22 protein-coding genes are annotated in these 25,495 nt (G+C 67.6%); 18 read left to right on the top strand and 4 right to left on the bottom strand.

Annotation, left to right across the window (positions count from 1 at the left end):
* The first annotated feature begins 3 nt into the window (after positions 1 to 3).
* A complete protein-coding gene (rlmD, locus tag EV675_RS18340; RefSeq protein WP_130358640.1) occupies positions 4 to 1,374 on the top strand; it encodes a 23S rRNA (uracil(1939)-C(5))-methyltransferase RlmD in 1,371 nt (456 codons plus the stop codon).
* Positions 1,375 to 1,647: 273 nt separating this feature from the next.
* Here rlmD and EV675_RS18335 read toward each other — a convergent pair whose 3' ends face one another.
* Positions 1,648 to 2,349, bottom strand: coding sequence for a Bax inhibitor-1/YccA family protein (locus EV675_RS18335; protein WP_130358639.1), 702 nt, complete (start codon positions 2,347 to 2,349; stop codon positions 1,648 to 1,650).
* Between the two features lie 210 nt (positions 2,350 to 2,559).
* Here EV675_RS18335 and ndk point away from each other — a divergent pair, with 210 nt between their 5' ends.
* The 12 genes from ndk to hflC all read left to right on the top strand — a co-directional run bounded on the left by ndk (position 2,560) and on the right by hflC (position 15,096).
* Entirely contained in the window at positions 2,560 to 2,985 is a 426-nt protein-coding gene (ndk, locus tag EV675_RS18330; protein WP_130358638.1) for a nucleoside-diphosphate kinase, read from the top strand.
* A gap of 32 nt (positions 2,986 to 3,017) precedes the next feature.
* Positions 3,018 to 4,232, top strand: a complete 1,215-nt coding sequence (rlmN, locus tag EV675_RS18325; protein ID WP_130358637.1) for a dual-specificity RNA methyltransferase RlmN — start codon at positions 3,018 to 3,020, stop codon at positions 4,230 to 4,232.
* A gap of 54 nt (positions 4,233 to 4,286) precedes the next feature.
* Positions 4,287 to 5,201 (top strand): helix-turn-helix domain-containing protein, encoded by a 915-nt coding sequence (locus EV675_RS18320; protein ID WP_130358636.1) that lies wholly within the window; start codon positions 4,287 to 4,289, stop codon positions 5,199 to 5,201.
* Between the two features lie 7 nt (positions 5,202 to 5,208).
* Positions 5,209 to 6,495: a flavodoxin-dependent (E)-4-hydroxy-3-methylbut-2-enyl-diphosphate synthase gene (gene ispG / locus EV675_RS18315; protein WP_130358635.1), complete on the top strand. Its 1,287-nt coding sequence runs from the start codon at positions 5,209 to 5,211 to the stop codon at positions 6,493 to 6,495.
* Positions 6,496 to 6,612: 117 nt separating this feature from the next.
* Positions 6,613 to 7,908, top strand: a complete 1,296-nt coding sequence (gene hisS, locus EV675_RS18310) for a histidine--tRNA ligase (RefSeq protein ID WP_130358634.1) — start codon at positions 6,613 to 6,615, stop codon at positions 7,906 to 7,908.
* 124 nt (positions 7,909 to 8,032) lie between these two features.
* Positions 8,033 to 8,665, top strand: a complete 633-nt coding sequence (locus tag EV675_RS18305; protein WP_130358633.1) for a YfgM family protein — start codon at positions 8,033 to 8,035, stop codon at positions 8,663 to 8,665.
* Positions 8,665 to 9,843 (top strand): outer membrane protein assembly factor BamB, encoded by a 1,179-nt coding sequence (gene bamB / locus EV675_RS18300; protein ID WP_130358632.1) that lies wholly within the window; start codon positions 8,665 to 8,667, stop codon positions 9,841 to 9,843. Before EV675_RS18305 ends, bamB begins: the two co-directional genes overlap by 1 nt.
* Before the next feature lie 16 nt (positions 9,844 to 9,859).
* Positions 9,860 to 11,266: a ribosome biogenesis GTPase Der gene (der, locus tag EV675_RS18295; protein ID WP_130358631.1), complete on the top strand. Its 1,407-nt coding sequence runs from the start codon at positions 9,860 to 9,862 to the stop codon at positions 11,264 to 11,266.
* Between the two features lie 173 nt (positions 11,267 to 11,439).
* Complete coding sequence (gene hfq, locus EV675_RS18290) at positions 11,440 to 11,676, top strand: RNA chaperone Hfq (protein ID WP_087780232.1); 237 nt, start codon at positions 11,440 to 11,442, stop codon at positions 11,674 to 11,676.
* A 34-nt stretch (positions 11,677 to 11,710) separates the two neighbouring features.
* Entirely contained in the window at positions 11,711 to 12,862 is a 1,152-nt protein-coding gene (gene hflX / locus EV675_RS18285) for a GTPase HflX (RefSeq protein ID WP_130358630.1), read from the top strand.
* Between the two features lie 44 nt (positions 12,863 to 12,906).
* Positions 12,907 to 14,208, top strand: a complete 1,302-nt coding sequence (gene hflK / locus EV675_RS18280) for an FtsH protease activity modulator HflK (protein ID WP_130360200.1) — start codon at positions 12,907 to 12,909, stop codon at positions 14,206 to 14,208.
* A 15-nt stretch (positions 14,209 to 14,223) separates the two neighbouring features.
* The gene (gene hflC / locus EV675_RS18275) at positions 14,224 to 15,096 is read left to right on the top strand and encodes a protease modulator HflC (RefSeq protein WP_130358629.1); all 873 of its coding nucleotides are present in this window, start codon (positions 14,224 to 14,226) and stop codon (positions 15,094 to 15,096) included.
* A gap of 330 nt (positions 15,097 to 15,426) precedes the next feature.
* Here the strand turns inward: hflC and EV675_RS18270 are convergent, their stop codons facing one another.
* Together EV675_RS18270 and EV675_RS18265 are read right to left on the bottom strand one after the other, a co-directional pair.
* On the bottom strand, positions 15,427 to 16,446 hold the full coding sequence (locus tag EV675_RS18270) for a Bug family tripartite tricarboxylate transporter substrate binding protein (protein ID WP_130358628.1): 1,020 nt from the start codon (positions 16,444 to 16,446) through the stop codon (positions 15,427 to 15,429).
* Between the two features lie 61 nt (positions 16,447 to 16,507).
* Positions 16,508 to 18,046 carry a UbiD family decarboxylase gene (locus EV675_RS18265; protein WP_242621492.1) on the bottom strand — a complete coding sequence of 513 codons (1,539 nt, stop codon included), beginning with the start codon at positions 18,044 to 18,046 and terminating at the stop codon, positions 16,508 to 16,510.
* A 372-nt stretch (positions 18,047 to 18,418) separates the two neighbouring features.
* Here EV675_RS18265 and EV675_RS18260 point away from each other — a divergent pair, with 372 nt between their 5' ends.
* From EV675_RS18260 to EV675_RS18245, 4 genes are all read left to right on the top strand, one after another.
* Positions 18,419 to 19,612, top strand: coding sequence for an ATP phosphoribosyltransferase regulatory subunit (locus tag EV675_RS18260; RefSeq protein ID WP_130358626.1), 1,194 nt, complete (start codon positions 18,419 to 18,421; stop codon positions 19,610 to 19,612).
* Positions 19,613 to 19,650: 38 nt separating this feature from the next.
* Positions 19,651 to 20,946 (top strand): adenylosuccinate synthase, encoded by a 1,296-nt coding sequence (locus tag EV675_RS18255; protein WP_130358625.1) that lies wholly within the window; start codon positions 19,651 to 19,653, stop codon positions 20,944 to 20,946.
* A gap of 64 nt (positions 20,947 to 21,010) precedes the next feature.
* The gene (locus tag EV675_RS18250) at positions 21,011 to 21,547 is read left to right on the top strand and encodes a phosphoribosyltransferase (RefSeq protein WP_130358624.1); all 537 of its coding nucleotides are present in this window, start codon (positions 21,011 to 21,013) and stop codon (positions 21,545 to 21,547) included.
* A gap of 158 nt (positions 21,548 to 21,705) precedes the next feature.
* A complete protein-coding gene (locus EV675_RS18245) occupies positions 21,706 to 22,173 on the top strand; it encodes a universal stress protein (protein WP_130358623.1) in 468 nt (155 codons plus the stop codon).
* Here EV675_RS18245 and prpR read toward each other — a convergent pair.
* Positions 22,139 to 24,109, bottom strand: coding sequence for a propionate catabolism operon regulatory protein PrpR (gene prpR, locus EV675_RS18240; RefSeq protein WP_130358622.1), 1,971 nt, complete (start codon positions 24,107 to 24,109; stop codon positions 22,139 to 22,141). The genes EV675_RS18245 and prpR overlap by 35 nt on opposite strands.
* Positions 24,110 to 24,275: 166 nt before the next feature.
* On the opposite strand from prpR, the gene EV675_RS18235 reads away from it, so the two are divergent.
* Complete coding sequence (locus tag EV675_RS18235; protein ID WP_130358621.1) at positions 24,276 to 25,472, top strand: CaiB/BaiF CoA transferase family protein; 1,197 nt, start codon at positions 24,276 to 24,278, stop codon at positions 25,470 to 25,472.
* Positions 25,473 to 25,495: the final 23 nt, after the last annotated feature.

Below are 25,495 nucleotides of genomic sequence, written 5' to 3'. Positions count from 1 at the left end.
AACATGAGTCAAGAAGCAGACATTGCGGCCGCGGACGGCCTGGAAGGGACGGCTGTTGCCGTCGAATTCGACGACGGTTCCGTGGCCATCGAATCGGTGGACCTGGAAGGGCGCGGCATCGCGCGCCGCCAGGGCAAGGTGGTGTTCGTCGACGGCGCGCTGCCCGGCGAACGCGTGATGCTGAAGGTGACCAAGCGCAAGCCTTCCTACGAACTGGCGGAAGTCGAGCACGTGGTGCAGGCGTCGTCGCAGCGCGTGGCGCCGCGCTGCGCGCATTTCGGCGTGTGCGGCGGCTGTGCCATGCAGCACATGGATCCGGCCGCGCAGGTCGCGATCAAGCAGCGCGTGCTGGAAGACACGCTGTGGCACATCGGCAAGCTGGTGCCGCAGCGCGTCCTGCCGCCCATCCACGGACCGGCCTGGGGCTACCGCTACCGCGCGCGGCTGTCGGTCCGCGTGGTCGTCAAGAAGGGCGGGGTGCTGGTGGGGTTCCGCGAACGCAAGAGCAGCTATGTGGCCGACATGCGCGAATGCCACGTGCTGCATCCGCACGTGGCCTCGCTGCTGGTGCCCCTGCGCGAGATGGTCGCGGCCATGCCCGCGCGCGACCGCGTGCCGCAGATCGAGGTCGCCGTGGGCGACAGCCAGGTCGTGCTGGTGCTGCGCCACCTGATCCCGCTGGTCGACGAAGACCTGGCCGTGCTGCGCGCGTTCGCGGCGCGGCACGACATCCATTGGTGGCTGCAGCCCAAGGGACCCGACACGGTGCACCCGCTGGAGCCCCAGGACGTCGACGGACTGGCCTATACGCTGCCGGAGTTCGGGTTGCGCATGCCGTTCAAGCCCACCGACTTCACCCAGGTCAACCACGCGATCAACCGGGTGCTGGTGTCGCGCGCGCTCGCGCTGCTCGAGCCCCAACCCGGGGACCGCGTGGCCGACCTGTTCTGCGGCCTGGGCAATTTCACGCTGGCGCTGGCGACCCGCTGCCGCGAGGTCGTGGGCGTGGAGGGCAGCCAGGCCCTGACCGACCGGGCGCTGGAAGCGGCCCGCCGGCACGGCGTGGACGCGCATACGGCATTCTCGACCCTGAACCTGTTCGAGGTGGACGAGACCTGGCTGCGCAGCCTGGGCCGCTTCGACCGCATGCTGATCGACCCCCCGCGCGAAGGCGCCCTGGCCGTGGCCAAGGCCCTGACGACACTAGGGGCCGACCGCCCCCGGCGTATCGTCTACGTCTCCTGTAACCCCGCCACCCTGGCCCGCGACGCCGCCATCCTCGTGCACGAGGGCGGCTATACCTTGAAGGCGGCGGGCGTGGTCAACATGTTCCCCCACACCGCCCACGTCGAGTCCATCGCAGTGTTGGAATAATCCCCCCCTACGCGCTTACGCGCGCCCCCCAGGGGGCGATGCGGGTGGACCGGCAGAGCCGGATCCACCGCATCCTGGGGTAACAACGGGCTGGCGGGGACTGGCGATACTGCCTGGCATCCGGTTGGGTTGAAAATGAAAACGGCCTTGCGTCAAGCAAGGCCGTTTTTCTTTCCTGAGCGTCTCCAGACCCAGGGCACAGCGGATCCGGCTCCGCCGGTCCGCCAGTGCCGCCCCCTGGGGGGCGCGCGTAAGCGCGTAGGGGGGGCTCTACTACTCTCGTTCTCCGCCGAAGATGCCCAGGAGCATCAACAGGTTCACGAAGACGTTGTAGATATCCAGGTAGATCGCCAGGGTGGCCGAGACATAGTTGGTCTCGCCGCCGTTGACGACGCGTTGCAGATCGACCAGCATGAAGGCCGAGAAGATGCCGATGGCCAGGACCGAGATGGTCAGCATCAGCGCCGGCAGCTGCAGGAAGATGTTGGCCAGGGCCGCCACGAGAATCAGGATGGCGCCGACGAACAGCCACTTGCCCAGGCCCGACAGGTCGCGCTTGATCGTGGTGGACAGCAGGGCCATGGTGCCGAACACCACGGCCGTGCCGCCGAATGCCGTCATGATGAGCGTGGAACCGTTGGCCATGCCCATGACGAAGCCGATCATGCGGGACAGCATCAGCCCCATGAAGAAGGTGAAGACCAGCAGCAGGGCGACGCCCAGTCCGTTGTCCTTGTTCTTCTGGATGGCGAACATCAGGCCGAAGGCGCCGATCAGGAACGCCATGGTGGTCAGCCCGGGGCTGCCGCCCATGACCTGGGCGAGGCCGGTGCCGACGCCGATCGCCGCGCCCAGCACGGTGGGGATCAGCGACAGCGCGAGCAGCCAGTAGGTATTGCGCAGTACGCGATTGCGCGCGACCTCGCCGGGCGCAGTCCCGGTCCGGTTGAAGGGAGAAGTGCGTAGATCGTTCATGGTCGAGCGACTCCTTGTGGTCTTTTGCTCTGTTTCGCCCCGCGAGGGCATGGTGTGTCTGACACCAAGTATGCCGCAGGGTTCCGCCCGGTTCCAGTAGGGCGGGCACGGTACGTCCGGGGTGGTGGGGGTAGCGGTCCCGTCAAGGAGCCATGATACAATTTAACGTTTAAGTTCCCCTCAAAGTATCTGTTTTTATTGGAGTTTTTGATGGCTATCGAGCGCACCCTGTCGATCATCAAGCCGGACGCCGTTTCCAAGAACGTCATCGGCCAGATCGTTTCCCGTTTCGAGGCGGCCGGCCTCAAGGTCATCGCCGCGCGCATGATGCAGCTCTCGCGCAGCGACGCCGAGCGCTTCTATGCCGTGCACGCCGCGCGCCCGTTCTTCAAGGACCTGGTCGACTTCATGGTCTCCGGTCCCGTGTTCGTGCAAGTCCTGGAAGGCGAGAACGCCATCCAGAAGAACCGCGACCTGATGGGCGCGACCGATCCGAAGAAGGCCGAGAAAGGCACGATCCGCGCCGATTTCGCCGACAGCATCGACGCCAACGCCGTGCACGGCTCGGACGCCGTCGAGACCGCCAAGGTCGAAGTCGCCTTCTTCTTCCCCGAACTGAACATCCACAGCCGCTGAGCCTGGATGTCCGTTTTTCCCAGGAGGCCGGGATGAACACTATCTCGCCGCTCGCCGAAGCCGCCCCGGCCGAGGCTCCACGTTCCGAAACCCCGCGCATCAACCTGCTGGGGCTGAACGGGGCCGAGCTCGCCTCGCTGGTGGAAAAATGGGGGGACAAGCCGTTCCGCGCGAAGCAGCTGCAGCGCTGGCTGCACCAGCGCGGCGTGGACGATTTCGAGCAGATGTCGGATCTGGCCAAGTCCTTCCGCGAGAAGCTCGCGCGGCAGTGCGAGATCCGGCTGCCCGAGGTCGTCACCGCCCACAAGTCGGCCGACGGCACGCGCAAGTGGCTGCTCGACGTCGGCAACGGCAATGCCATCGAAACCGTCTTCATCCCCGAGGACGACCGCGGCACGCTGTGCATCTCGACGCAGGCGGGCTGCACCGTCGCCTGCCGCTTCTGCTCCACCGGCCACCAGGGCTTCAACCGCAACCTGGGGGTGGACGAGATCATCGGCCAGCTATGGCTGGCCCGCCGCACGGTCGAGGCCGACCGCGACGGCGCGCGCCTGTCGGGCGGCATGCCCGCGCCGCTGGGCACCCAGGACGACCGGGTCATCAGCAACGTCGTCATGATGGGCATGGGCGAACCCCTGCTCAACTACGACAATACGGTGTCGGCGCTGCGGCTGATGCTGGACGACAATGCCTATGGCCTGTCGCGCCGCCGGGTCACGGTATCGACCTCTGGCGTGGTGCCCATGATGGACCGTCTTTCGCGCGACTGTCCGGTCGCGCTGGCGGTGTCGCTGCACGCGCCCAACGATGCGCTGCGCGACGACCTGGTGCCGCTGAACCGCAAGTATCCGCTGCGGGAACTGATCGCGGCGTGCCAGCGCTACCTGGAGTTCGCCCCGCGCGATTTCATCACGTTCGAATACGTCATGCTCGACGGCATCAACGATGGCGACGAGCATGCCAAGCAATTGATAGACATTGCGCGGCAGGTGTCGTGCAAGTTCAACCTCATTCCGTTCAATCCCTTCCCGCAGTCCGGGCTCAAGCGTTCGCCCATGGCCCGGGTCCGGCTGTTCGCGCAGCGCCTGATGGACGCCGGTATCGTCACCACCGTGCGCAAGACGCGCGGCGACGACATCGACGCGGCCTGCGGGCAGTTGGCCGGCGAGGTCAAGGATCGCACCCGGCTGAAGGAGCGCCTGGCGGGCGAGACCCGCTTCGGCCGTATCGTGGAGGTGCGCGAATGAGGCAACCGCGGTGCCGGGCCGGCCGTTTCGGCAGGGCCGGACAAGGAGTCGTCGATGTCTGAACCCCACGAAACCGGTGCCGCCGGCAGGCAGGAGGGCCCGGCGCCCACCGCCGGCTCGCCGTCTTCGTCGTCGGTCGGCCGGGAACTGGCGCGCCTGCGAGAGGCGCGCGGCTGGTCGCAGGAATATGTGTCCGACCGCCTGAAGTTCGCCGTGCGCCAGATCCGCGCGCTCGAGAACGAACAGTGGAGCGAACTGCCGCAGGGCATGCCGCTGCGCGGTTTCGTGCGCAACTACGCGCGGCTGCTGGACCAGGATCCGGCGCCGATGCTGCAGGCGCTGTCGCCCCAGTTGCAGGTGGCCGATCCGGTATCGCTGGAACAGGCCTCGTCGCTGTCCAGCCCGCTGGCGCATTCGTCGGGCCGGGCCTGGCCGGTGGCCGCCAGCCGCAGGCGGCTGGCTCCCTGGCTGGTCGGCGGCGTGATGGCGGTGGCGGCGCTGGTCCTGCTGGGCTACGCGCTCAGCCAGCAAGGCAAGCTGTCGTTCGGGCAGGCCTCCACGGCCAGCCTGGATACGCCGGCGGGCGGCACGACCTCGGTCCAGACCGAAGCGCCGCTGGCCCCGGCCGAGCCGGCGCCTGCCGTTCCGGCGGAAATCACGCCGGCGGCGCCCGCGCCCATCGCGCCCGCGCCGGCTCCCGAGCCGCCTGCGGCGGCTGCCCCCGCTCCGGCGCCCGGCCTGTCCATCACGATGCGGCAGGCAAGCTGGGTCGAAGTGCGGCGCGCCGACGGTACCGTGGCCGTGTCGCGGATCATTCCCGCCGGCGAGCCCTACGAACTGGATGTGGCGGGCGCGCCGTACCGTGTCGTGATCGGCAACGTCAGCGGGGTAGACTTGACCTGGCGCGGCGCGCCTGTCGACCTCGCGCCGTATCGCCGGGACAACGTCGCCCGGCTCACCCTCCAGTAGCCGCATCATGAATCCTAGCCCGTCCACGACCGCCAACGTTTCCGAGGCCGAGCCGTTCCCCGCCGGCCCGGCGGTCCGCCGGCCCACGCGCCAGGTGCGCATCGAATGGGGCGGCAAGTCGGTCGCCGTTGGCGGCGATGCGCCGGTCATGGTCCAGTCCATGACCAACACGGACACGGCCGATGCCATCGCCACCGCGATCCAGGTCAAGGAACTGGCCCTGGCCGGCTCCGAGGTCGTGCGGATCACCGTGAATACGGCCGAGGCCGCCCGCGAGGTGCCCGCGATACGCGAGCAGCTCGACCGCATGGGCGTCGAGGCGCCGCTGGTGGGCGACTTCCACTACAACGGCCACAAGCTGCTGACCCAGTACCCGGAGTGCGCGCAGGCGCTGTCCAAGTACCGCATCAACCCCGGCAACATGGGTGCCGGGAAGAAGCGCGACGACAATTTCGCGCAGATGATCGAGGTGGCCTGCCGCCACGGGAAGCCGGTGCGCATAGGCGTGAACTGGGGCAGCCTGGACCAGGACCTGCTGGCCCGCATGATGGACGAGAACGGTCGGCGGGCGCGGCCCTGGGACGCCCAGTCCGTCATGCGCGACGCGCTGGTGGTGTCGGCGATCGACAATGCCCGGCGCGCCGAGGAACTGGGGCTGCCGGGCGACCGCATCATCCTGTCGTGCAAGGTCAGCAACGCCCAGGACCTGATCGCGGTCTACCGCGACATCTCCCGCCGCTGCGACTACCCGCTGCACCTGGGGCTGACCGAGGCGGGCATGGGCAGCAAGGGCATCGTGGCCTCGACCGCCGCGATGGGCATCCTGCTGCAGGAGGGCATCGGCGACACGATACGCGTGTCGCTCACGCCCGAGCCCAACGGCGACCGTGCCCGCGAGGTAGTGGTGGCGCAGGAAATCCTGCAAAGCCTGGGGCTGCGCGCGTTCGCGCCGGTGGTCGTCGCCTGTCCGGGCTGCGGCCGTACCAGCAGCACGGTGTTCCAGGAACTGGCGGCCGACATCCAGAGCTACCTGCGGGCGCAGATGCCCGTCTGGCGCCTGAAGTATCCGGGGGCCGAGAACCTGCACGTCGCGGTAATGGGCTGCGTGGTAAACGGCCCGGGCGAAAGCAAGTTCGCGGACATCGGCATCAGCCTGCCCGGCACGGGCGAGCAGCCGGTCGCGCCGGTCTTCATCGACGGCCAGCGCTCGGTCACGCTCAAGGGCGAGCACATCGCCCGGGAGTTCCAGGCCCTAGTGGAAGCTTACGTCGAGAACCGCTACAGCAAGAGATAACCTTTACACCCCTAACAGGCCCTGGACGCCACTCCAGGGCGCAGCGGATCCGGCTCCGCCGGTCCGCCAGTGCCGCCCCCCCAGGGGGCGCGCGAAGCGCGTAGGGGGGGGACCTAAATGAATAGCTTCAAGAAAGTGACCGCGATCCGCGGCATGAACGACATCCTGCCGGCCGATTCGGGCCAGTGGGAGCGGCTGGAATCGCTGGTGCGCGAATGGCTGCGCAGCTACGGCTACCGCAACCTGCGCACGCCGGTGCTGGAGCAGACCCGGCTGTTCACGCGCGGGATCGGCGAAGTCACCGATATCGTCGAGAAAGAGATGTACAGCTTCACCGATTCGCTGAACGGCGAGTCGCTGACGATGCGCCCCGAGTTCACCGCAGGCATGGTGCGCGCCACGATCGAGCACAACCTGACCTACGACCGGCCCCAGCGCGTGTTCGCGATCGGGCCCGTGTTCCGCCACGAGCGTCCGCAGCGCGGCCGCTACCGCCAGTTCCACCAGATCGACGTGGAAGCCCTGGGCTTCGCCGGCCCGGACGTCGACGTCGAGCTGATCCTCATGCTGGCACGACTCTGGAAGATCCTGGGGCTGGCGGACATCCGGCTGGAGATCAATTCCCTGGGCTCCGCCGAGGAGCGCCTGGCGCACCGGCAGGCCCTGATCACCTACCTGGAAGGGTTCAAGGACCAACTGGACGAGGACGGCCAGCGCCGGCTCTATACGAATCCGCTGCGCGTCCTGGATACCAAGAACCCCGCGCTGCAGGAAATGGCCGACAACGCGCCGCGCCTGCTGGACTATCTGGGCGAGGCCTCGCTGGCCCATTTCGACGGCGTGCGCCAGCGGCTCGAGGACGCGGGCATCGCCTACCGGGTGAACCCCCGGCTGGTGCGGGGCCTCGATTACTACAACCTGACCGTGTTCGAGTGGGTGACCGATCGCCTGGGCGCCCAGGGCACGGTTTGCGGCGGTGGCCGCTACGACGGCCTGGTCTCGCTGCTGGGCGGCAAGCCGACGCCGGCGGTGGGTTTTGCCATCGGCGTCGAGCGCCTGCTGGACCTGTGGTCCCAGGCACAGCCTGCGGAACCGCAACCCGAGTGCGACGTCTATGTGTTGCACCAGGGCGAGCCCGCCGCGCGCGCGGCGATGCGGCTGGCCGAAGACCTGCGCGACGCCGGCCTGGACGTCGTCCTGCACTGCGGCGGCGGCAGCTTCAAGTCGCAGATGAAGCGCGCCGACGGCTGCGGGGCGGAATACGCCGTCATCCTGGGCGAGGACGAGCTGGCCGAAGGCGCGGCCAGCGTCAAGGCGCTGCGGGCCGAGGGCGTGGCCCAGCGCCGCGTCGCCATGGCCGAGCTGCCGGCTTTCCTGGTGGAAGAACTGGTCCGGACGGGCGGCCCTGAATAGCCGTGCGCCCGGGCCTGGATACGAATCGGCGCCGAATCCGTTAATCTTGCGGCTCTCGGAGTCCGCGCGGGCCGCCGGCCGGCCCGCCACAACTCTTGCGATCACCACATCAACCGGGGCATAAATGGCCTACGACATCGAAGAACAGGAACAACTGGAATCCCTCAAGGCATGGTGGGCGAAGTACGGAAACTTCATCCTTGCCGTGGCGACCATCGTGCTGCTGGCCGCGGCGGCCTGGAACGGCTGGCAGTGGTACCAGCGCAACCAGGCCGCGAACGCGCTGGCCCAGTTCGAGGCGCTGGAGAAGGCTGCCGAGGCCGGCGACCTGAGCCGCGTAAAGGACACCGCCGGCACCATCCTGGAACAGTATTCCGGCACGGGCTACGCCCCGCGCGCCGCGCTGCTGGCCGCCCATGCCTATGAAAAGGCCGGCGACACCCGCTCGGCCCGCGCCCAGTTGCAATGGGTGGCCGACCGTAGCGGCGACGAGGCCCTGGCCGCCGTGGCGCGCCTGCGGCTGGCGGGCCTGCTGCTGGACGAGAAAAGCTATGACGAGGCGCTGGGTGTGCTGGCGCCGCAGCCGCCCGCACCCTTCGTGGCCTTGTACGCCGACCGCCGTGGCGACGTGCTGGCCGGGCAGGGCAAGCGGGACGAGGCGCGCAAGGCCTATGAAGAGGCGCTGGCCAAGCTCGACGCATCGACCGACCTGCGCTCGTCCATCCAACTGAAACTCGATGCCCTGGGAGGCGCTTGATGACGTTGCATAACGGCTTTACCGGCGAGCGCCTGGGCTGGCGCCACCTGCGTCGTGCCGCCGCGGTGGCGGCCGTGCTCGCGCTGGGCGGATGTTCCCTGTTTTCGAGCGAGAAACCGCGCTATCCGCCGGCCCCGCTCACGAATTTCAACGCCACGCTGCCGGTCAGCAGCGGCTGGTCGGTATCGGTGGGCAGCAAGGGCGGCGTGGGGTTCGTACCCGTGGTCGTCGGCGACGCCGTCTACGCCGCCACGGGCAACGGTTCGGTCGGCAAGTATGCGCTGGCCACCGGCGCCGAGATCTGGCGCTCGTCGGCCAAGGCCGACCTGTCGGCGGGCGTGGGCAGCGACGGCCGCGTGACGGCGGTCGCGACGCCGCGCGGCGAAGTGATCGCCTTCGACGATACCGGCGCCATCAAGTGGCGGGCCCAGGCTTCCAGCGAGATCACGGTTCCGCCCCTGGTGGGCGAGGGTCTGGTGGTGGTGCGCAGCGGCGACTATCGCATCCAGGCATACGACGCCGAAAGCGGCAAGCGCCGCTGGAGCGTGCAGCGTCCGGGGCCGGCCCTGGCCCTGCGCGCGCCGGGCGAAATGCTGCTGTCCGGCGGCTATATCTTCACCGGCCTGCCGGGCGGCAAGCTGATCGCCATCGCCACCAACACCGGCGCGGTGCGCTGGGAGGGCACGGTCGCCAATCCCAGCGGCGCCAGCGAGCTCGAGCGCGTGGCCGACGTGGTCGGCGCGCCCGTCATCTCGGGCCGCCAGTTGTGCGCCGTCACCTACCAGGGGCGCATCAACTGCTTCGACGTGGGCTCGGGCAATTCCACCTGGTCGCGCGAATTCTCCAGCGTGACGGGCCTGACCGCCGACGTGCGCTTCGCCTATGCGCCGAACGACCGCAGCGTGGTCTTCGGCTTCGCCCTGGACAGCGGCGCGAACATCTGGAAGCAGGACGTTCTGCAGAACCGCGGCCTGACCGCGCCGGCCTCGGTGGGCCGCGCCATCGCCCTGGGCGACTACCAGGGCTACGTGCATTTCCTGCAGCGCGAGGATGGAACCCTGCTGGCGCGCATCGCCACCGACGGCAGCGCCATCCTTTCCCAGCCCGTGGCGACCGACCGTGGGGTTCTGGTGCAGACTTCCAGGGGTAATCTGACCCTGATCAATGTCGGTCAATGAGCAAGGCTTTTCGACGATGAAACCCGCAGTCTTCAAACCGGTGGTCGTCCTGGTGGGACGGCCCAACGTGGGCAAATCCACGTTGTTCAACCGGCTGACCCGCTCGCGCGACGCGCTCGTGGCCGATTTTCCCGGGCTGACGCGCGATCGCCACTATGGCGAGGGCAGGGTGGGGGATCATCCCTTCATCGTCGTGGACACCGGCGGTTTCGAGCCGGTGGCCAAGAACGGCATCATGGCCGAGATGGCCAAGCAGACCGTGCAGGCGGTGGACGAGGCCGACGCCATCGTGTTCCTGACCGACGGCCGCGTGGGCCTGACCGGCCATGACCGCGAGATTGCCGAGCGCCTGCGCCGTTCCGGCCGCAAGGTGCTGTTGGCGGTCAACAAGGTCGAGGGCATGTCGCGCGCCACCGCCGCGGCCGAGTTCTACGAACTGGGCCTGGGCGAACCGCACGCGATCTCGTCGGCCCATGGCGACGGCGTGGTGGACATGATCGAAGAGGCGCTGCAAGGCCTGGTCGAAACCCCGCCCGAGGCGGACGAAGACGAAGCCGCCGAAACCGCCGACGGTACGGACGAGGACGCCTTCTCGCCTGTCGACGCCATCGACCACCGCATCAAGCTCGCCATCGTCGGCCGCCCGAACGTCGGCAAGTCCACGCTCGTGAACACGCTGCTGGGCGAAGAGCGGGTCATCGCCTTCGACCAGCCCGGCACCACCCGCGACGCCATCGAGATCGAATTCGAGCGCGGCGGGCGCCGCTACACCCTGATCGACACCGCCGGGCTGCGCAAGCGCGGCAAGGTGTTCGAGGCGATCGAGAAATTCTCGGTCATCAAGACGCTGCAGGCGATCGAGGCCAGCAACGTCGTGCTGCTGATGCTGGACGCCAGCGCGGAAATCTCCGAGCAGGACGCCCACATCGCCGGCTTCGTGCTGGAGACCGGGCGCGCGCTGGTGGTGGCTATCAACAAGTGGGACCGCGCCGACAGCGAACGCCGCGACGAGATCAAGCGCGAGTTCGAGCGCAAGCTGCGCTTCCTGTCGTTCGCCAAAATGCATACCGTTTCGGCGCTGCGCGGCGCGGGCATCGGCCCGCTGCTCAAATCCATCGAGTCGGCCCACGCGGCGGCCTTCGCCAAGCTGTCCACGCCCAAGCTGACCCGCGCGCTGCAGGCCGCGGTCGAGCAGCAGCAGCCGCCGCGCAAGGGCATTTTCCGGCCCAAGCTGCGCTATGCGCACCAGGGCGGCCAGAACCCGCCCCTGATCGTGGTCCACGGCAGCGCGCTGGACGAGATTCCCGATTCGTATCGCAGGTTCCTCGAAACCCGGTTCCGGGAAACTTTCCGGCTCGAGGGCACTCCATTGAAGATCGAGTTCAGAAACTCGAGGAATCCTTATCTCGACAAGGCGGGGTAACCGAGTATCTTCCGGGGTGTGCCCTTGTGGGAATGCAACCGCGTCCCCACATGGGATTTGGGGAAAAAAGCGGTCTCTCTCTCAGTTTTGAGATTCGCTAGTTTCCCTCGGGAAAACCCGGTACAGTAACAGAGTTGGCATCCGCCAAGAAAAACACATCCAGGAGCCCACTAATGAGCAATAAAGGGCAATTGCTACAAGACCCGTTCCTTAACGTTCTGCGTAAAGAGCACGTACCCGTCTCCATTTACCTCGTCAACGGCATCAAGCTGCAAGGCCAGATCGAATCCTTCGATCAGTACGTGGTCCTGCTGCGCAACACCGTGACGCAAATGGTCTACAAACACGCCATTTCGACCGTCGTGCCGTCGCGTCCGGTCAATTTCCAGGTTGAAGCAGCTGCAGACTAATACCACGCCTACCGGGCAGAACCACGGGCCGCTGATGCGCGCGCTGATCGTCAGCGTGGATTTCGGCGAGCCCGAGTTCCAGGCCCAGACCGACGAATTCATCATGCTGGCCAAAGGGGCCGGCGCGCAGATCGTCGATACCATCATTGCCCGACGGGCGCGTCCGGATGCGGCGCTCTTCGTGGGGTCGGGTAAGGTGGAAGAAATCGGGCTGGCGGCCGAGGCCGGCCAGGCCGAGATCATCCTGTTCAACCACAACCTGACGCCCGCCCAGCAGCGCAACCTCGAACGCGCCCTGAAGATACGGGTGGTCGATCGGGTCGCGCTCATCCTGGACATCTTCGCGCTGCGCGCGCATAGCCACGAGGGCAAGCTCCAGGTCGAGCTGGCCCAACTGCAGCATCTGGCCACGCGCCTGACCCGGATGTGGTCCCACCTGGAGCGCCAGCGCGGCGGCATAGGCATGCGGGGCCCGGGTGAATCGCAGCTGGAAATGGACCGCCGCATGATCGGCGACAAGGTCCGCTACCTGCGCGAGCGCCTGGACAAGCTCGAACGCCAGCGCCAGACCCAGCGCCGCTCGCGCGCGCGGGGCGGGGCGCTGTCGGTCTCGCTGGTGGGCTACACCAACGCCGGCAAGTCCACGCTGTTCAACGCGCTTACCCGCGCCGACGTCTACGCGGCCGACCAGCTCTTCGCCACGCTGGACACCACGACCCGGCGCATCTGGATCGAAGGGGCGGGCTCGGTCGTCGTGTCCGACACGGTGGGTTTCATCCGCGAGCTGCCGCATACGCTCATCGCCGCGTTCAAGGCCACGCTCGAGGAAACCGTGCACGCCGACCTGCTGCTGCATGTCGTGGACGCATCCAGCCCCCAGCGCGACGAACAGATCGCCGAGGTGGACAAGGTCCTGGAAGAAATCGGGGCGGCGGACATTCCCCGCATCCTGGTCTACAACAAGATCGACCGCAGCAGCCACGAGGCCGGAGTCGAGCGCGACGAGCATGGTACGATCTCGCGAGTGTTCGTCAGCGCGATCGAGCGTACCGGCCTGGATGCACTGCGGGGTGCCATCGTCGAGGCCGGACAAGCAGATCCCGTGGTCCCAGGTAATAATAGTAGCGACCCACGCTTTCGTACGCTGTCTTCGTCCGTCGGCCCCACGGCTGACGCCCGATCCTAGGCGACGGGTTCGGCCCGTCCGCTTCGCTTATTACAAAGATGCGTCTGCCTGCGATAACTCGAATATTCAATCTGAACGACTCGAACTGGGGCCGCGGAAGCGGCGGTGGCTCCGGCAACGAGCCTCCCCGGCGTCCGCAGAACGACGGACGGGACAACAATAACGGCGGACCGCCCGATCTCGACGAGTTGTGGCGCGACTTCAACCGCCGGCTGAGCGGACTGTTCGGCCGCAAGCCCTCGGGCCCTCCCGGCGGCGGCAACAACGGCGGTGGCCGTTTTTCGCCGTCCTCGCGCGGCACCGGCGTCGGCCTGCTGGTTGTCGTGGTGGTGGTGGCCCTGCTGTGGCTGGCCTCCGGCTTCTTCATCGTGCAGGAAGGGCAGGTCGCGGTCATCACGCAGTTCGGCAAGTACAAGGAAACCACGCGGGCCGGCTTCCAGTGGCGCCTGCCGTATCCCATCCAGAGCCACGAGACCGTCAACCTCTCGCAGCTGCGCACCATCGAGGTGGGCTTCCGCAATACCTCGCGCAGCAAGGTGTTGCAGGAGTCCCTGATGCTGACCGACGACGAGAACATCGTCGACATGCAGTTCGTGGTCCAGTATCGCCTGAAGGAAACGGGCGCGCGCGACTATCTCTTCAACAACCGTGGCCCGGACGAAGCCGTCAAGCAGGCCGCCGAGACCGCCATGCGCGAGATCGTCGGCAAGAAGAAGATGGACTTCGTGCTGTACGAGGGGCGTACGGAAGTCGCCACGGAAGTGGCGGCGCTGATGCAGCAGATCATGGACTTGTACCGCACCGGCGTGCTGATCAGCACGGTGGCGATCCAGAACGCCCAGCCGCCCGAGCAGGTGCAGGCCGCGTTCGACGATGCGGTCAAGGCCGGCCAGGACCGCGAGCGCCAGATCAACGAAGGCCAGGCCTACGCCAACGACGTGGTTCCCCGTGCCTCGGGCGCCGCGTCGCGCCTGGTCCAGGAGGCCGAGGCCTACCGTCAGCGCATCGTCGAAAGCGCCGAGGGTGACGCCGCGCGCTTCTCGCAGGTGCTGACCGAGTACAAGAAGGCGCCGCAGGTCACGCGCGACCGCCTCTACCTCGAGACCATGCAGCAGGTCTTCACCAACACCTCGAAGGTGCTGGTCGATACGCGCAACGGCAGCAATCTGCTGTACCTGCCGCTGGACAAGCTGATGCAGCAAGTGTCGCAGGAATCCGCGGCCGGGGCGCGCTCGCCGTCCGCCGCGGGCGGTTCCTCGTCGGTCAACGTGCCGCCGCCGCTGGCCGGCAGCGTGCTGCCGGAAGCCGGACGCGACGCCCTGCGCTCGCGGGACCGCAACAGATAATCAAGAAGGAATGACATGGACCGTTTGATTCCTGCGGTAATCGGTCTGCTCGTGGGGGTGGCCGTATTGTCGTCGTGCGTGTTCGTGGTCAACGAACGCAACTATGCCGTCGTCTTCGCCCTGGGTGAAATCAAGGAAGTCATCGACGAACCCGGCTTGTATTTCAAGCTGCCGCCGCCGTTCCAGAACGTGCAGCAGTTCGACAAGCGCATCCTGACCATCGACTCGGCCGACAGCGAGCGGGTGCAGACCTCGGAAAAGAAGAACCTGCTGATCGACGCTTTCGTGAAGTGGCGCATTTCCAATCCGCGCACCTATTACGTCACCTTCGGCGGCAACGAACGCGCGGCGCAGGAGCGCCTGCTGGCCCTGATCCGCGATGCCCTGAACGCCTCGATCAACCGCCGCACCGTGAACGACGTCACCTCCAAGGAGCGTGACAAGATCATGCAGGAGATCCGCACCAACACCGAGGCCGCGGCCAAGCTGCTGGGCGTGGAGATCGTGGACGTGCGCCTGAAGCGCGTGGACTTCGTGCCCGAGATTTCCGAGTCGGTCTACCGCCGGATGGAAGCCGAGCGCAAGCGCGTGGCCAACGAGCAGCGCTCCATCGGCGCCGCCGAAGGCGAGAAGATCCGCGCCGACGCCGACCGCCAGCGCGAAGTCATCCTGGCCGAAGCCTATCGCAAGGCCCAGGAAGTCAAGGGCGAGGGCGACGCCAAGGCCTCCGCCGTCTACGCCCAAGCCTTTGGCCAGGACCGCGAGTTCTACCGCTTCTACAAGAGCCTGGAAGCCTACCGCAGCTCGTTCGGCTCGAAGTCCGACATGCTGGTGGTAGACCCGAGCTCCGACTTCTTCCGCTTCATGAAATCGCCGGCTGTGAATTGACCCCCCCCTACGCGCTGACGCGCGCCCCCCAGGGGGCGGCACTGGCGGACCGGCGGAGCCGGATCCGCTGTGCCCTGGGTCTGGAGACGCTCAGGAAAGAAAAGCGGCCTTGCATCTGATGCAAGGCCGTTCTTGTTTATGCTGGCAAGAGGTAAGAACGCCAGTCCCCGCCAGCCCGTTGGTACCCCAGGATGCGGTGGATCCGGCTTTGCCGGTCCACCCGCATCGCCCCCTTGAGGGGGCGCCCGAAGGGCGTGGGGGTGGGCTTCCCTTCCGGTCCGCCAGTGCCGCCCCCTGGGGGGCGCGCGTCAGCGCGTAGGGGGGGATCCCCTACTCAGGGGTGATGCCGGCGGCTTTGACGACGGCGCGCCATTCGGGGATTTCGGTGCGGATGCGGTCGGCCATTTCCTGGGGGGTGCTGGGCAGGAGTTCGACGCCCAGGTCGACGAATTTGTCGTGCGTGGCGGGTTGCTTCAGGATGCGGACGACTTCGCGGTTCAGTTTCGCGACGACGGGGGCAGGCATGCCGGCCGGCCCGGACAGGGCGAACCAGACGTTGGCGCTGAAGCCGGGCAGCGTCTCGCTCACGGTGGGCAGATCCGGCATGATCTCGGTGCGTTTTTCGCCCGAGGTGGCCAGGGCAGTGAGTTTGCCGGCGCGCACATGGGGCAGGGACGAGGCGCCGCCTTCGAACATCATGTCGACCTGGCCGGCGATCAGGTCGGTGCTGGCATTGGAGCTGCCCTTGTAGGGCACGTGCAGGATGTCCACGCCGGCCTGTTTCTTGAACATTTCCGCCAGCAGATGATGCGAGCTGCCGGAGCCCAGCGAAGCATAGGTGAACTTGCCGGGCGAGGCCTTGGCGGCCGCGATGAGGTCGGCGACCGTGCGCATCGGCAGAGCCTTGTTCACCACCAGGTAGGTCGGGGTGTCGAACAGCATGGAGATGGGGGTGAAGTCCCGTTGCGAATCGTAGGGCAGTTGCTTGCGCAGCAGCGGATTGAACACCATGGCGCTTTGCGTGGCGATCAGCAGCGTATAACCGTCGGGCGCGGCCTTGGCCACGGTTTCGGCGGCGATGGTCTGGCTGGCGCCGGGGCGGTTTTCCACGATCACCGGCTGGCCGACGGACGCCGACAACTGCTGGGCGATGTAGCGGGCGAAGGTATCGCCCAGTCCGCCGGGCGAGTGGGGGGAGACGATCCGGATGGGTTTGGTCGGAAAGTCGGTCGCGGCATCCTGGGCGGATGCCGGCTGCCAGGCCAGCAGGCCCGTGGCGGCAAGCGCCGCGAGCAGGGTACGGCGATGGGTGTCCAGGCCGGCGGGATGCCGGTGCAGCGGTTGGGTCATGGCGTGTCTCCTGTGCGGGGCTGGTCGGCCGTGCCGCCGCCCCGTCGTTTGCCGTGGAAAATCAGCGGAAGTGGTAGCGGCCTTCTTCGTCCCGGGCCAGGGGGCGCTTGCCGGCGCTATCCTCCAGCCAGCGCACGATCTCCCGGCCGTCGTCGGTGCCGGTCGCGGCCATCAGTTCCTCGAAATACTTGGGGCCGTCCTCCAGCGCCGCCTCGATCGAGGCAAAACGGGCGCCCTCGTAGCGTGGCGCGGCGGGGACCCGGTATTCCAAGGGGCGCTGCGTTCCCGGGGCGAGCAGGGGCAGGGTCAGGTCGAAGCCGGCCTTGGCCCCGGTGCGGGCGCCGTTCAGCGAGGGGTCCAGCGGCATGGCCCGCATGCCGGTCTGGATCACCAGGTCGCGATCCGCCTGGAACCGCGTGCCCAGGGCCCAGTCCATCTGCGAGTCCGAGAAAATGTCGATGTCCGGGTCGACCACGAACACGTGCTTGACGTTCGAGAGCGAACCGAACACCGCGGCGATGGCGTTGCGCGCCTCGCCCGGCACGCGCTGCTGCAAGGCGATGCGTACGTTGAACATGCCGCCGTTGGCCGGCGCGGCGAAGACGCCGCGGACTTCCCGCACCGCGGTTTCCAGCGCGCGCCAGATCATCACTTCGGTGCGCAGCGCGTTCAGTTGCGCGGTATCGGTCCAGGCCATGTTGGGGCCGCTGATGGTGGCGGTCTGGAACACGGCATCGCGCCGGCGCGTGATGGCGGTCACGTGGAACAATGGGTTTTTCTTGACCACGCCGTAATAGCCCAGGAACTCGCCATAGGGGCCTTCGGGCTCGACGTGGCCGGCCTCGTCCAGATAGCCTTCGATGATGAATTCCGCGTCGGCCGGCACCATCAGGTCGTTGGTCACGCACTTGACCACGGGCAGCGGCGCGCCCCGCAGGCTGGAAAGCAGGCCCAGTTCGTCGCCGGGAATACGCATGGTGGCGGCGATATGGTCGATGGGGTTCGAGCCGACGGCGAAGGCGATGGGCATCCGCCGGCCGCGGCCGGACTCCTTCAGGTACAGCGCGCGCAGGTCCGACGGCGCGACCAGGTCTATCCCGGCGGTGCGGCGGCCGCGCAGCATGAGGCGGCGCACGCCCACGTTGGTCCAGCCGGTGTCCGGATCCCGGGTGAAATCAATGGAAGCGGAAATGTAGGGGGCGCCGTCCAGGCCGTGTTGCAGGTGGACGGGCAACTGCGTGAGGTCGCATTCGTCGCCTTGCAGGACGATCTGCTGCACGGGGGCCTGGGAGGCCGGCACTTCGATGAATTCGGGCCGGTTGCGCAGCCGGCGGGTCACTTCGGCGGGCAGTTCGGCCGAGGTGGTGTCGAAGGCCAGGGCCAGCCGTTCACGGCTACCGGCGGCGTTGCCGCACAGCGGTATGTCCGAGTCGCCCGGGCGTTCGATCAGGACCGCCTTGGGGCTGCGTTCCAGGATGGCGGCGACGTCGCGCAGCGCCGCTTCGGGCTGGCGCAGCAGGGCGGCCTCGTCCAGGGATTCCAGGAAACGCCTGAGACGGAAGGCGTCCAGGTCGGGCAGGGCGGGGGAAGGCGAAGGCACGGCGGTCTCCGATTGCGGGTGCTGGGAAAAAGAACCAGTGGGCCGCCGCTGCCGCGGCACTTCCCATCGGTCCAGGCTGCCGCGTTATTAAAATGCACCCCACGATGGGGCGTAAGCAAAACATTTGGATGACGTGATAGAAGAACGTGAACAATGCGTCGGCCCCGCGCCACGCAAGCTTGATTTTGTCGTGATTCGAGCGGACAATAGCGTGTAAGCCAAGAGGTATGTCCGAATTAGTTATTGCACCAAGTTGGTGCAATTCGGCGACCCAAGCTTGGAAGAAGCGGTTGATGGGCTTGCACGTGTGCATACCCGCAGCCGCTTTTTTTTCGTCCATCGTTTTCATTGAATCGTTTGCGAGATCCCCGCATGGGCAAATGGCTGTTGCCCGAAAGCCTGGCAGACATCCTGCCGGCCGAGGCCCGGCGCATAGAAGAATTGCGCCGCTTGTTGCTGGACCTGTATCGCACCTATGGCTATGAGCTCGTCATGCCGCCGCTGGTGGAATACCTCGACTCGCTGCTGTCGGCCAGCGGGGGCGATATGGACCTGCACACCTTCAAACTGGTGGACCAGATGTCGGGCCGCTCGCTCGGCATCCGGGCCGACATGACGCCCCAGGTGACGCGCATCGACGCGCACCTGCTCAATCGGGCCGGCACCACCCGCCTGTGCTATTGCGGCAGCGTGCTGCACACCTTGCCGCGCGGCCTGTGGGCCACGCGCGAACCGCTGCAGATCGGCGCCGAACTGTATGGCCATGCCGGCCCCGAGGCCGACATCGAAGTCCTGCAACTGGCGCTGGAAAGCGTCCGGCGCGCCGGGGTGGCCGATTACCGGATCGATCTCAGCCATCTGGACGTGGTGCGCGCGCTGCTGGAAACCGACCCGGCCGCCGCCGCCCGCGCCGACGAGATCTTCAACCTGCTGCGCGAGAAGGACGTTCCCGGGCTGGCGGCGCTCGGCCCCGATCTGGCGCCGGCCACCACCCAGGCGCTGCAGGTGCTGCCGACGCTGTATGGCGATCTGGACGTGCTGGAGAAAGCCCGCGCGGTGCTGCCGGCGCTGCCCCGCATCAGCCAGGCGCTGGACATGCTGGCCGCGCTGGCCAAGGCGCTGCCGGGCGTGGATATCGGCATCGACCTGGCCGACGTGCGCAGCTTCAACTATCACACCGGCGTGGTCTTCGCCGTCTACTGCGGCGGCTGGCCCAACGCGGTCGTGCGCGGCGGCCGCTACGACGACGTCGGCAGGGTATTCGGACGGGCCCGCCCGGCCACCGGTTTCAGCCTGGACCTGCGCGAACTGGCGGGGCTGCTCGCGCCCGCCACCGCCAGTTCCGCGGTCCGCGCCCCGTGGGGTCTCGAGCCCGATCTGGCGCAGGCCGTGCGCGCGCTGCGCGCCGCCGGCCAGATCGTGGTCCAGATACTGCCCGGACATGAACACGATCAGCAGGAGTTCGTCTGCGATCGCGAGCTGGTGCTGCGCAATGGCGCCTGGCGGGTCGAACCCCTGGCCAGCGCCGAGCCCGCAGCCCGGCCATCCCCATCCACCGCAATCTGACGCCCGTCGCGGGCGGAATTTAGAGAAGCAGAAGCAACATGGCTAACAACGTCGTGGTTATCGGCACCCAGTGGGGTGACGAAGGCAAAGGCAAGATCGTCGACTGGCTGGCGGAGTCCGCCCAAGGGGTGGTGCGTTTCCAGGGCGGCCACAATGCCGGCCATACCCTGTGGATCGCCGGCAAGAAGACCATTCTGCGCCTGATCCCGTCGGGCATCATGCACCCCGGCATGACCTGCTACATCGGCAATGGCGTGGTGCTGTCGCCCGAGGCGCTGCTGCGCGAGATCGAGGAACTCGAGGCCGCCGGCGTCGAGGTGCGCGCCCGCCTGCGCGTGTCCGAGGCCTGCCCGCTGATCCTGCCGTACCACGTCGCCGTCGACCAGGCGCGCGAGGCCCGCAAGGGCGCCGGCAAGATCGGCACGACCGGCCGCGGCATCGGCCCGGCCTACGAGGACAAGGTCGCGCGCCGCGCCATCCGCGTCCAGGACCTGTACGACCCGGCCTCCTTCGACGCCAAGCTGGAAGAGGCGCTGGACTACCACAACTTCGTACTGACCCAGTACCTGGGCGCCCAGGCCGTGGACGCCGCGCAGGTACGCGACCAGGCCATGGCGCTGGCGCCGGTGCTCAAGCCCATGGTGGCCGACGTCGCCAACGCGCTGTATGAAGCCTCGGCCGGCGGCCAGAAGCTGCTGTTCGAAGGCGCGCAGGGCGCGCTGCTGGACGTGGACCACGGCACCTATCCCTACGTCACCAGCAGCAACTGCGTGGCCGGCGCGGCCTCGGCGGGCTCGGGCGTCGGACCGCAGAAGCTCGAGTATGTGCTGGGCATCACCAAGGCCTATGCCACCCGCGTGGGCTCGGGCCCGTTCCCGACCGAACTGGACGACGACATCGGCGCGCGTCTGGCCTCGGTCGGCAAGGAATTCGGCTCGGTCACCGGCCGGCCGCGCCGCTGCGGCTGGTTCGACGGCGCCGCGCTCAAGCGCTCGATCCGCCTGAACGGCATCTCGGGTCTGTGCATCACCAAGCTGGACGTGCTGGACGGCCTGGAAACCATCAAGCTGGGCGTCGGCTATCGCGTCAACGGCGAATTCCGCGACGTGCTGCCCTACGGGGCGGCGGCCGTGGCCAGCAGCGAGCCCGTCCTGGAGGAAATGCCGGGCTGGAGCGAATCCACCGTCGGCGTGACCGAATACGATAAACTTCCGGTCAATGCCCGACGCTACCTGGAGCGGATGGCCGAAGTCTGCGGCGTGCCGATCGACCTGGTATCGACCGGTCCGGACCGTACGGAAACCATCGTGCTGCGGCATCCCTTCAAGGCCTGATCGGGTCCGAATTCCATCCTGACGCCCCGGTTGATCCGGGGCTTTTTTGCAGTATCCGGACGCCATGCAGCAAGATACCGACAAAGATCTCTGGATCAGCTGGGACCGCTACAACCAACTCATCGAGCAACTGGGCCTGCAGGTCCACCAGTCGGGCTGGAAGTTCGACCAGATCGTCTGCCTGGCCCGCGGCGGAATGCGCGTGGGTGACGTGCTGTCGCGCATCTACGACGTGCCGCTGGGCATCCTGGCCACCAGCAGCTACCGCGAGGCGGCGGGCACCGAGCAGGGGCGGCTGGACATCGCGCAGTTCATCACGATCACGCGCGGTACGCTGGAAGGCAGGGTGCTGCTGGTGGACGACATGGTCGACACCGGCGTGACCTTCGACCGCGTGCACCAGCACCTGCTGCAACAGTTCTCGGCCATCACGGAAATGCGCACGGCCGTGCTGTGGTTCAAGGGGCACTCCAAGGTGGTGCCGGACTACTATGTGCAGAAGCTGCCGACGAATCCGTGGATACATCAGCCCTTCGAGGACTACGACAGCATCCGGCCTTACCAGCTCGAAGCCTGGGTGCGCAAGGGCAAGAGCGACTGACGTCGCCGGTTGCGCAAGAAGCCCGGTTGGGAGTCATCCCGGCCGGGCTTTTTTGTTTCAGGCCGCGGCGATTGATCTGACTCAAAGTGTGTGCAATAAACCCGGCGTAGCATGCACGACTGCAGATCGCCTACGACGTCCGGTCGACAGGAGCAACCATGTACACGAAGCTACTCGTTCCCATCGACGGCAGCGCCACGTCCCGCCTGGCGCTGGAGGAAGCCGTGATGCTGGCGCGCCTGAGCGGCGCCAGGATCGAGCTCCTGCACGTCGTGGACGAACTCGAACATATCTGGGGCCGGCCCAGCCCGGTGGTCTACATCAAGGAGGTCCGGCCCATGTTCCTGAAGGCGGGCCAGGACCTGCTGGACGAGACCCGGGCCGAGATCGAGTCGCAGGGCATCGAGGTGGACACCGTGCTGCTGGAGAGCCGCGGCACCCGGGCCTCGGAATTGATCGCCGGCCAGGCGGCCAAGAGCGGCGTGGATGCCATCGTCATGGGAACCCATGGCCGGCGCGGCGTCGACCGCGTGCTGATAGGCAGCGATGCCGAGCAGGTGGTGCGGCTTTCGTCGGTGCCGGTGATGCTGGTCAGACAGGCCCGGTCATCGGTCGCGGCAGCCTAGGTTCCTCGGCCGTATCTGTGCCGACCTCCTGCTCGGCCAGCCACCGCCACAGCGTCGAACGGCTGACGCCCAGCAGGCGGGCGGCTTCAGCCCGGCGGCCGCCCGCCTGCGCCAGCGCCGCGCGCACGCGCTGCGCCAGCGGGCGCTCCGCGGCAGCCGGGCCGGCCCCGGCATGAAACAGTTCCGGGCAGTCGTGGGCCAGCGCGTCGAACGGGATGTCGCGCGCATCGGCATACTGCGCCAGCGTCACGGCGATCCGCTCGGCCAGGTTCTCCAGTTCGCGGACGTTGCCGGGCCAGTGGTAGCGGCGCAGCGCGTCCATCCACGGCGCAAGCGCGACGGCGGCGTCCAGGGATGAACCCAGGCGCTTCAGGCAGCGGTCGGCCATGGGCAGGATGAGCGCGGGAATGTCCTCCCGGCGTTCACGCAGCGCGGGCAGGGCCAGGCGCAGGATGTTGAGGCGGTAATACAGGTCGCGCCGGAACCGCCCCTGCTCGATCAGCGCTTCCAGCGGTTGATGCGTGGCGGCGACCACGCGTACGTCGATGGGCAGCGGCGCGGTCGCGCCCAGGCGCATGACCTCCCGTTCCTGCAAGACACGCAACAGCCGGGTCTGCAGGGGCATGGGCATGTCGCCGATCTCGTCCAGGAACAGCGTGCCGGTATGGGCCGCCTCGAACAGGCCGCACTTGCCGCCGCGCCGCGATCCGGTGAAGGCGCCTTCCTCGTGGCCGAACAGTTCGCTTTCCAGCAGCGATTCCGGAAACGAGGCGCAGTTGACGGCCACGAAGGGGCGCCCGGCCCGCCGGCTTTCGTTGTGGATGGCCTGGGCGAACAACTCTTTGCCCACGCCGCTTTCCCCGGTGATCAATACCCCCAGGTCCGTGCGCGCGTAGCGGTGGGCGCTGGCGACGGCCGTGCGCATGGCCTGGCTGCCTCCGGCCAGGCTGGCGAAGGTATGGCGGGCCGTGTGCTGCTGGCGCCGCTGCAGGATGCGCAGGCTGGCGTCGGCCGCCTGGATGACGTTCGCATCGTGCAGCGTCAGCGCCGCGCCCGCGATGTCTCCATGTTCCCGTATCAGCGTGCGGTCGGCCACCCAGTCGCGCTGCCCGAAGCGCAGCGCGATGGCCCGTTCCTGGCGGCCGCTGGCCAGCGTGGCGCGCAGGGACAGCGCCGGTTCCAGTTCGCCCAGCGGCCGCCCCCGCAGCAGCGCGTCGGGCTTGCCGAGCAACTGCCGCATCGGCGGATTGATGGCGATGATGCGGTCTTCGCGATCGACCGCCACCACGGCTTCCTGCAGGTTGTGCAGCACGCTGTGCAACTGCTCGTAGCGGCCCGCCTCCAGGCGCGCCACCCGGGCCAGTTCCAGGGCATCGTCGAAGCCCTTGCGGATGCTGGCCAGGGAATAGGCCAGCAGGCCGCGCAGCCCGGCTTGCTCGGCCAGCTCCACCACCAGGCTGGAGCCCACGATGACCCGGTATCCCTCCTGGCGCAGCGTCTCGAAGCGAAGCCGTGCGTCGTCCGGCGTCCGATAGGCGTGCTGGCTGATGCCGATGTTGAGCAGGTCCTTGACGTCGTCCAGCTCGGGGATGGTCTGGCCGTACATCACCACGCCGACGCGATCGGCGATCCGGCGCGCCTGGATCAGCGCCTGCAACAGGTCGAAGCCGCCCAGGTGGATGGTGGCCACCGGCGCCTGCAGGCCGGCCCGCAGGATGGCGGCGTTCGAGCCGGCGCTGACGAACGCATCGGCCATGCCGCGTTCGACCCGGTCCTGCGCCAGGGCCAGGGCGTCGCCGAAGGTGGCATCGACGACCTCGATCCGCGCCCGCTGCGCATATTCGGCGACGACCGGCATGGCCAGTTCGCGGATGTGCCGGTAGCTGACGAAACACAGGCGAGGCAGCCCGGTGGGAGGCGAGGAGAAGGGGGCCATGGTCGTGTCTTGGTGCGACGTCTTGTCTGTCTCACGATTGTTCCATGAAACGTCCGGACAAAGTCGCCAACCCGGGAAAACGCCGATGAATCAAGACCTTGGCGCGGAATCCGCAGGTGGCACGAGGATTGCACAGTCCCGGTATCGTCTTCAAGGAGATACCGGATTGGCCCTGGAACACATCACCGTACTGGATCTGACCCACATGCTTTCGGGGCCGTACGGCACCATGCTGCTGGCCGACCTGGGCGCCCGCACCATCAAGGTCGAACCCCCGGGGCGAGGCGAGGGCACGCGCCGGCTGCTCGAGAACGACCCGCAGCATTCGCGAGACGGCATGGGCGCCTATTACGTCACGCTGAACCGGAACAAGGAAAGCGTCTGCGTCGACCTGAAGCTGCCGGCGGGCCGCGAAGTCTTCCTGGACCTGGTGCGGCGCGCCGACGTCGTATTCGACAACTTCAGCGTGGGGGTGACCGAAAGGCTGGGCATCGACCATGCGTCGCTGTCCAAGGTCAACCCGCGCATCGTCACCTGCTCGGTGACGGGGTTCGGGCAGACCGGGCCGGCCACGCAGCGTCCGGCCTTCGACCAGGTGGTGCAGGCCATGGGCGGAGGCATGTCGATCACCGGCACGCCGGCCACCGGGCCGATACGCAGCGGCATTCCCATCGGCGACCTGGGCGGCGGCACCTTCGGCGCGATAGGCGTGCTGGCGGCGCTGGTCGAGCGCGAACAGACGGGCAGGGGACAGCACGTCGACATCGCCATGCTGGACGTGCAGATCTCGCTGCTGAACTACATGGCCACGATGTACTTCATGTCCGGCCAGATCCCCGAGGGCATAGGCAACGGCCATTTCGTGCACGTGCCCTACAACTGCTATCCGACGGCGGACGGCCACATCATCATCGCCTGCATCGGCGATGCCTTCTTCGAGCGCTTCGTGGAATTCATCGACGTGCCCGAACTGCGGCGGCCCGAGTATCGCCAGCAGCCGGTGCGATTCGCCGACAAGGCGCGCATCGACGAAATCATTTCGGCCGAGCTGCGCAGGCAGCCCACCTCCCATTGGCTCGCGCGGCTGGAAGCGGCCCGCATTCCCTGCGGCCCGGTCAACGACTTCGCGCAGGCGCTGGCCGACCCCCAGGTCGTGGCGCGGGACATGGTGGCGGAAGTGCCGCTGCCGGACGGCACGTCGCTGCGCATGCCGGGCAATCCGGTCAAGCTCTCGGGCGCGGCGCCGGCATCCTTCGGCACGCCGCCGCGGCTGGGCGAGCAGACCGACGCCGTGCTGGGCGGCTGGCTGGGCTATGCGCCGGACAGGCTGGCCGGCCTGCGCGAGCAGGGCGTGATCGGCTGACGACAATACCAACACAAGGAGGA

It is taken from the genome of Pigmentiphaga kullae (genome assembly GCF_004216695.1).
Taxonomy (GTDB): Bacteria; Pseudomonadota; Gammaproteobacteria; order Burkholderiales; family Burkholderiaceae_B; genus Pigmentiphaga; species Pigmentiphaga kullae.
This window is presented reverse-complemented; position numbering and strand designations above follow the sequence as displayed.